The organism is Rhodococcus maanshanensis NBRC 100610, from assembly GCF_001894865.1.
Classification (GTDB): domain Bacteria; phylum Actinomycetota; class Actinomycetes; order Mycobacteriales; family Mycobacteriaceae; genus Rhodococcus_G; species Rhodococcus_G maanshanensis.
Window position 1 is genome coordinate 138,269 of record NZ_BCXA01000005.1, and the last position, 6,750, is coordinate 145,018.

9 protein-coding genes are annotated in these 6,750 nt (G+C 66.0%); 4 read left to right on the forward strand and 5 right to left on the reverse strand.

The features are described 5' to 3' along the window. Nucleotides 1–24: 24 nt before the first annotated feature. Genes rplW through rpsJ form a run of 4 tightly spaced genes read right to left on the reverse strand, consistent with a single transcriptional unit; the run spans nucleotide 25 to nucleotide 1,986 of the window. Entirely contained in the window at nucleotides 25–330 is a 306-nt protein-coding gene (gene rplW / locus RM1_RS03535; protein ID WP_072750011.1) for a 50S ribosomal protein L23, read from the reverse strand. Continuing rightward, nucleotides 327–1,007: a 50S ribosomal protein L4 gene (gene rplD, locus RM1_RS03540; protein ID WP_027503151.1), complete on the reverse strand. Its 681-nt coding sequence runs from the start codon at nucleotides 1,005–1,007 to the stop codon at nucleotides 327–329. Before rplD ends, rplW begins: the two co-directional genes overlap by 4 nt. Continuing rightward, nucleotides 1,004–1,660 carry a 50S ribosomal protein L3 gene (gene rplC, locus RM1_RS03545; protein ID WP_027503150.1) on the reverse strand — a complete coding sequence of 219 codons (657 nt, stop codon included), beginning with the start codon at nucleotides 1,658–1,660 and terminating at the stop codon, nucleotides 1,004–1,006. Before rplC ends, rplD begins: the two co-directional genes overlap by 4 nt. Before the next feature lie 20 nt (nucleotides 1,661–1,680). Next, nucleotides 1,681–1,986 (reverse strand): 30S ribosomal protein S10, encoded by a 306-nt coding sequence (rpsJ, locus tag RM1_RS03550; RefSeq protein ID WP_003938093.1) that lies wholly within the window; start codon nucleotides 1,984–1,986, stop codon nucleotides 1,681–1,683. A gap of 479 nt (nucleotides 1,987–2,465) precedes the next feature. Here rpsJ and RM1_RS03555 point away from each other — a divergent pair, with 479 nt between their 5' ends. After that, a complete protein-coding gene (locus RM1_RS03555; protein ID WP_027503149.1) occupies nucleotides 2,466–2,942 on the forward strand; it encodes a hotdog fold domain-containing protein in 477 nt (158 codons plus the stop codon). A gap of 18 nt (nucleotides 2,943–2,960) precedes the next feature. On the opposite strand, the gene RM1_RS03560 is transcribed toward RM1_RS03555, so the two are convergent. Beyond that, entirely contained in the window at nucleotides 2,961–3,764 is an 804-nt protein-coding gene (locus tag RM1_RS03560) for an oxygenase MpaB family protein (RefSeq protein ID WP_245815996.1), read from the reverse strand. Between the two features lie 271 nt (nucleotides 3,765–4,035). Here RM1_RS03560 and RM1_RS03565 point away from each other — a divergent pair, with 271 nt between their 5' ends. Genes RM1_RS03565 through RM1_RS03575 form a run of 3 tightly spaced genes read left to right on the forward strand, consistent with a single transcriptional unit; the run spans nucleotide 4,036 to nucleotide 6,682 of the window. Continuing rightward, entirely contained in the window at nucleotides 4,036–5,019 is a 984-nt protein-coding gene (locus RM1_RS03565; protein WP_027503148.1) for a daunorubicin resistance protein DrrA family ABC transporter ATP-binding protein, read from the forward strand. After that, complete coding sequence (locus RM1_RS03570) at nucleotides 5,016–5,831, forward strand: ABC transporter permease (RefSeq protein ID WP_072750012.1); 816 nt, start codon at nucleotides 5,016–5,018, stop codon at nucleotides 5,829–5,831. Before RM1_RS03565 ends, RM1_RS03570 begins: the two co-directional genes overlap by 4 nt. Further along, the gene (locus RM1_RS03575; RefSeq protein WP_027503146.1) at nucleotides 5,828–6,682 is read left to right on the forward strand and encodes an ABC transporter permease; all 855 of its coding nucleotides are present in this window, start codon (nucleotides 5,828–5,830) and stop codon (nucleotides 6,680–6,682) included. Before RM1_RS03570 ends, RM1_RS03575 begins: the two co-directional genes overlap by 4 nt. The last annotated feature ends 68 nt before the right edge of the window (nucleotides 6,683–6,750 follow it).

Consider the following 6,750-nt stretch of genomic DNA (forward strand, 5'->3'; position numbering starts at 1 on the left):
TATGTCTCGTCAAGTCCCGCCCGCTTACGCGACCGGTCCTCCGAAGATCTCGATGGGCTTGCTGTCGGCCGAGAGGGTCACGAGCGCGCGCTTGGTGTCCTTGCGCTTGCCGTAACCGAACCGGGTCCGCTTGCGCTTGCCCTGACGGTTGGCGGTGTTGACGCTGGTCACGGTGACGCCGAAGACCTGCTCGACGGCAATCTTGATCTGCGTCTTGTTCGAGTCCGGGTGCACCAGGAAGGTGTAGGTGCCTTCCTCGATCAGTCCGTAGGACTTCTCAGAGATGACCGGGGCCAGCAAGATGTCGCGGGGGTCAGCGATGGTGCTCACTTGCTCTCCTCCTTGCTGTCTGCCTGGGCGGACTCGGCCGGCCCGTGGATGAACGCGTTGAGCGCCTCGACGCTGAACACGACATCGTCGCTGTTGAGCACGTCGTAGGTGTTCAGCTGGTCGGGTGCGATGGGGTGCACGCCTTCCAGGTTCTGCACGCTCTTCCATGCCGCGATGTCCTCGCGACCGACGACGAGCAGAAGCTTCTTGCGATCCGAGATCTCACCGAGGAACGACTTCGCACCCTTGGTGGACGGGGTCTGACCCGACACCAGTTCGGTGATCACGTGGATGCGCTCGTTGCGCGCCCGGTCGGAGAGGGCTCCGCGCAGGGCGGCTGCCTTCATCTTCTTGGGGGTGCGCTGGGAGTAGTCACGCGGCTGCGGGCCGTGGACGACGCCACCACCGGCGAACTGCGGGGCGCGGGTCGAGCCCTGACGGGCGCGGCCGGTGCCCTTCTGGCGGTACGGCTTCTTGCCACCACCGCGGACCTCGCCGCGGGTCTTGGTGGAGTGCGTGCCCTGGCGTGCCGCGGCGAGCTGAGCGACGACAACCTGGTGCATCAGCGCGATGTTGGCCGTGACGTCGAAGATCTCAGCGGGGAGATCGACGGTGCCGTTGGTCTTGCCACCGGCGGCCTTGACGTCGAGGGTCAGCTTGGTTGCGGTCTCGGTCATGCGGACGCACCACCCTTCACTGCGGTCTTGACGATCACGAGGCCACCCTTGCGGCCGGGGATCGCACCCTTGATGAGCAGCAGACCGTTCTCGGCGTCCACCTTGTGGACCGAGAGGTTCTGCGTCGTGATGCGGTCGCTACCCATGCGGCCCGACATGCGCATGCCCTTGAACACGCGGCCGGGGGTGGCGCAGCCACCGATCGAACCCGGGCGACGGTGCACGGCCTGCGCGCCGTGGGAGGCGCCCTGGCCGGCGAAGCCGTGCCGCTTCATGGTTCCGGCGAAGCCCTTGCCCTTGCTGGTTCCGGTGACGTCGACGTAGGCGCCGTCCTCGAAGACCTCGGCGGTGAGCTCCTGGCCGACCTCGTACTCGGAGGCGTCCGCAACGCGGAGCTCCACGACGTGGCGACGGGGGGTCACACCGGCCTTGGCGAACTGGCCGGAAACCGGCTTGTTGACCTTGCGCGGGTCGATCGCGCCGAAGGCGAGCTGCACGGCGCTGTAGCCGTCGCGCTCCTCGGTGCGGATCTGGGTGACGACGTTCGGTCCGGCCTTGACGACGGTGACCGGGACGACCCGGTTGTTCTCGTCGAAGACCTGGGTCATGCCGAGCTTGGTGCCCAGGATTCCCTTGATCTTGTTCTCAGTCATTGTTTTTGTCTCCGCCGCGCTCACTGGATGTTGACATCAACGCTGGCCGGCAGATCGATGCGCATGAGCGCATCGACTGTCTTGGGCGTCGGGTCGAGGATGTCAATCAGCCGCTTGTGGGTACGCATCTCGAAGTGCTCGCGCGAGTCCTTGTACTTGTGCGGCGAGCGGATGACGCAGTACACGTTCTTTTCAGTCGGCAACGGCACCGGTCCAACGACACGGGCCCCGGTACGGGTCACCGTCTCGACGATCTTGCGTGCTGACGCATCGATCGCCTCATGGTCGTAGGCCTTGAGCCTGATGCGGATCTTCTGTCCCGCCACGCTTGTGTCCTCTTCCTTGCCCGTTATGAATTAGGCCCTTGTAGACCCTGGGGGGCTACCTCGTTCGTGTAGACCCGTCATGGGCTACCTCGTTTGCACAGTTCCTGCCTTGCCCATGACTGTCCGAACGTTGGCGACCGGGCAAGTACCCGATCCGCTGCCGCTGTTCATCTGTCATGGTTCTCCGGTACACGCGGTCGGGCGTGTCGCCCTACCTCTCATACTCAAGGCACAATTGTCCCCTGAACATGAATACCGGATGCGCTCGCAAGTGAGCGCAGGTACTGCTTCCGTCCTGCATTGGCCTCGGCCCCGCACTGACTGCCGGAGCTTCGGTCATCTCTCGCCAGGCGCCGGACGCAGTGGAACACGACCGGGGTCTAGGCAACCCGAACAGTATGCCGCAGACCGGCCGGGAGTTCAAATCCGATCCGAGGCGACACCGCGCGCCAGAACTTACTCCAAAGTAAGATAGCGCCATGACGACTCAGACACCCACCTACCGCGGCTGGCTCAAGCTCCCCCGCAACCGCGTCGGCTCGACACTGTTCTCGCTGGGCATGTGCCTGCGGGTCCCCTACTTCGCGACGGTGCTCCCCCACGTCACCCGCCTCGAACCGGGACTCTGCGAGGCGAGGGCACCGAAGTGGTGGGGCGTGCACAACCACATCGGCACCTTCCACGCCATCGCCGCATGCAACCTCGCCGAGGCGGCGATGGGCATGCTCGCGGAGGCCACGGTGCCCACCTCGCACCGGTGGATCCCGAAGTCGATGAACACCCGGTACCTCACCAAGGCCGACACCGGGCTGCGCGCCGTGGCGACGGTTCCCGACCTGCCTGACTTCGCCGAGATCACCTCCGGCACGGACCTCGTGGTGTCCGTCGCGCTCTATGACAAGGCCGGCACCGAGGTGGTGCACGCGGACATCACCATCTGGGTGACCCCCAAGTAGCCACCGGCGGCTGCGCCGTCAGGCCGAGAGCGAGCCCCGCGAGCGCAGCCGCCTACGCATGTCCCAGAGGTAGACGGACCTGGGTGCATGCCGGACGACCCTCGGGATCCGCGGGTACACCCAGGATGCGAGCGTCATCACCCGATCGAACCTGCGCCGGTCCCGCTCGTTCCACGGCAGCTCGAACTGCTGCCGCAATCGCTCGGGCAGCAGCCCGGTCGTCAGCCACCGATACGCGGGCAGATTCGCGCGGATGAGCAAGGGCGCCCGGACCGGATGGAAGAGGTCCCTCGAGACGGCCCGGACCTTCGCGTCGACCTCGACACCGTCTATCTCCCGCTTCCAGTACGCGGCGAACTCGGCGCGATCGCGCGGCCAGAGCCCGTCCGGCACCTGGAGCGCGGTGCCGAGGATCGCGTACTCGCGGTACAGGGCGTCGGCATTCGCGTCGTCGAGCGCGCCGAAGACGCGTTCGTACAGGGTGACCGCGCTCTCGTAGAGGGTGGCGGCCACCCACAGCTGGAGCTGCGGGTCGAAGGCGTTGTAGTCATCCGAACGCACCTTGGCGTGCGCCTTGTTGACCATCCTGATGACGGCAGCGCGCTCCTCGTCGGTGCCGTAGACGACGGCATATATATAGGTCATCGTCGTCCGCAGGCGGTCGACCGCCCGATAGGCGAAATCACTGTGGTCCGCGACCCCGTGACCGACGCCACGATTCGCCACCTGGAGCAGGATCGCCCGCCCGCCCGCGGCGAGCATGATCCCCTCGCCCGCCAGATCCTGGATTGTCACTGCCGCCCGTCGACTCATGCTCGCCATGCAATCACACTGCGGTCTGGTTCACCAGACCTTTCGGGATGTCACTCAAAAGACGTGTTCAAAGGCAACAAATGAGATCTGTAGAGCGCGAGTGCATCCAGATTTTCTGTTAACTTAATCATCGAACCGCCAGGCGACGGACCGTCCGAACACCGGGACGGACGAACTGGTCGCGACATCGAGTCCGCGAGAAGGCGAACCGGACCCCAACATGTGACGAATCCAGCGCTGTCGACCACCCACGAAGTGGACGCATGACATACTCGCGTGCATGCCTTCACCCCACTCTGCCGTCCTGGTCGAGGGAATCAAGAAGTCGTTCGGCGACGTGCACGCACTGCGCGGCGTCAGCTTCGAGGTTCCCCGAGGGACCGTGCTCGGCATCCTGGGCCCGAACGGCGCAGGCAAGACCACCACGGTCAATGTGCTCTCGACGCTGCTGCGCCCCGACTCGGGCCGCGCGTTCGTGGCCGGCCATGACGTGGTGACGCAGGCCGCCTCGGTGCGACGCAGCATCATGACGACGGGCCAGTACGCGGCATTGGACGAATCACTCACCGCCCGTGAGAATCTCGTGCTCTTCGGGCGACTCCTTGGTTTGACCAAGCAGTCCGCGAAGGGCCGCGCCGAGGAACTGCTCCGCCAGTTCGATCTGGGGTACGCCGCGGACCGCAAGGTGTCGGGCTTCTCGGGCGGCATGCGGCGGCGCGTCGACATCGCCTGCGGCCTCGTCACCCGACCCGAGGTGGTCTTCCTGGACGAGCCGTCCACCGGCCTCGACCCCCGCAGCCGTCAGGGTGTGTGGTCGCTGGTGTCCGAGCTCAAGCAGCAGGGCATCACCATCTTGCTGACGACGCAGTACCTCGAAGAGGCCGACGTCCTCAGCGACAACATCGTGGTCATCGACAAGGGCACCGTGATCGCCGAGGGCACCGCCGACCAGCTCAAGGAGCGCACCGGCGGTAGCTACTGCGAGGTGGTGCCCGTGCAGCTCGCAGACCTGCCGCGGGTCTTCAACGTGCTGATGAGCCTGGTTCCGCCCGAGTACATCACCGAGACCGGACACGACCGGCTCTCGATTCCCGCGCAGTACGGCGCGCAGACCCTCGCCGAGGTGCTGCGCCGGCTCGACATCGCGCGGATCCCGCTCGCCGACATCGCGCTGCGCCGCCCGTCGCTCGATGACGTGTTCCTGGCGCTGACCGGAACGAGGGCCGAGGACGAGGAATCCGAACAAGCGAGCGTTGCGTCGTGACCGCGGTCGCCGCCAGCCCGGTCGTGATCGCACGCACCGGGCGGCACCGCAAGCCGCAGTTGTCCAGCGTGCAGCAGTGGCTGGCGCTGTCGGGACGCAACGTGCACACCATGTGGTCGCACGGACAGATCTTCGTCGCGGTCCTGGCACCGCTGATCTTCACGCTCGGTTTCTACCTGCCGCTGAAGTTCGTCATGAAGGTCCAGGGCATCGACTACGCACAGTTCGTGATGCCGATCATCGTGCTGCAGGCCATGGCGTTCACGGCCATCTCCGCGGCGGGCCGCGCCGCGTCCGAAGCGTCGAACGGGATGAACGCGCGGTTCCAGACGATGCCGATCTTCCCCGCGGTCCCGCTGGCCTCGCGGGTGACCGCGATGTTCATCCATGCGGTGATCTCGCTGGCCGCCGCGGTCACCTACGGCTACGTCATCGGGTTCCGCTTCGTCGGCGGCACATCACTCGCGGTGGTTTTCTGCGTGATGGCGCTCGGCGTCGGCATGACCCTCGCGATGGCGGGCGACGCCCTCGGAACCCTGACCAAGAGTCCCGAGATCACCAGCCAGTCGCTGACCCTCCCGCAGCTCATCCTGGGCATGTTCTCGAGCGGATTCGTTCCTGAGTCCCAATTCCCCGAGTGGTCTCAGGGCTTCGTCCGTAACCAGCCGATCTCGCAGTTCTCGGTCTCGATGCGGTCGATGGCCGAGGGCGGCATCACCCTGCACCAGCTGACACCATCGCTGCTGTGGTGCGCGGGTCTGCTGGTCCTGGCGGTCCCGCTGTCGATCTGGGCGAACGTGAGGCGAGGATGACCGACCTTCAGACCCGGGTGGCCACCCCGGCCACCCAAGGCTTTCCGGTCGTCACCGACCCACCGTCCGAGACGTCCTGGCCTGCCCTCTACGAGCACAGCCTGCTGCAGGCGGGCAGGCTGCTCCGCGGCTGGCTCCGCGACCCGTTCACCATCCTGCAGGCGGTCATCTACCCCGCCGTCACCATGCTCATGTTCTGGGCCGTGCTGGGCATCTCGATCACCAAGGCGACCGGGGTGAACAGCATCTTCGGCACCGCCCCGATGATGACCCTGGTCGGCGCCATGTTCGGCTGCATCGCCAGTGGCCTTTCACTCAAGAAGGAGTGGAAGACCGGGCTGCTCGCGCGCTTCTGGATCCTCCCGATGCACCGGGCCGCCGGCCTGGTGAGCCGCCTGATCGCCGAGTCGGTGCGCATCATGATCACGACTGTGCTGATCGTGCTGGTGGCGATCCCGCTCGGGTTCCGGTTCACACAGGGCTTCCTCGCGGCCGTCGGCATGCTGTTCGTCCCGCTCCTGCTGGGACTGGGCTTCGCGACACTGGTCACGATGTTGTCGGTGATGGCGGCCAAGGCGCCGTTGGTGGAGCTCCTCTCGCTGCTGTGCACCCTGATGATGTTCTTCAACTCCGGGTTCGTGCCGACCGCGGCCTACCCGACGTGGCTGCAGAACTTCGTCGAGAACCAGCCCATGTCGTGCGCGATCGACACGATGAAGGGCCTGACCCTGGGCGGACCGGTCGCGGAGCCGTTGATCAAGACGGCGCTGTGGTCGATCGGGGCCGTGCTGCTGTTCACCTACCCCGCCATCAAGGGCTACCAGAGGGCCGCACACAACCCGTTCTCCTAGGCCCCGCCCTGCTCCCGATCGACGAGAAAGGCCCCGCCCTCACGGGCGGGGCCTTTCTCGTGCGGTTG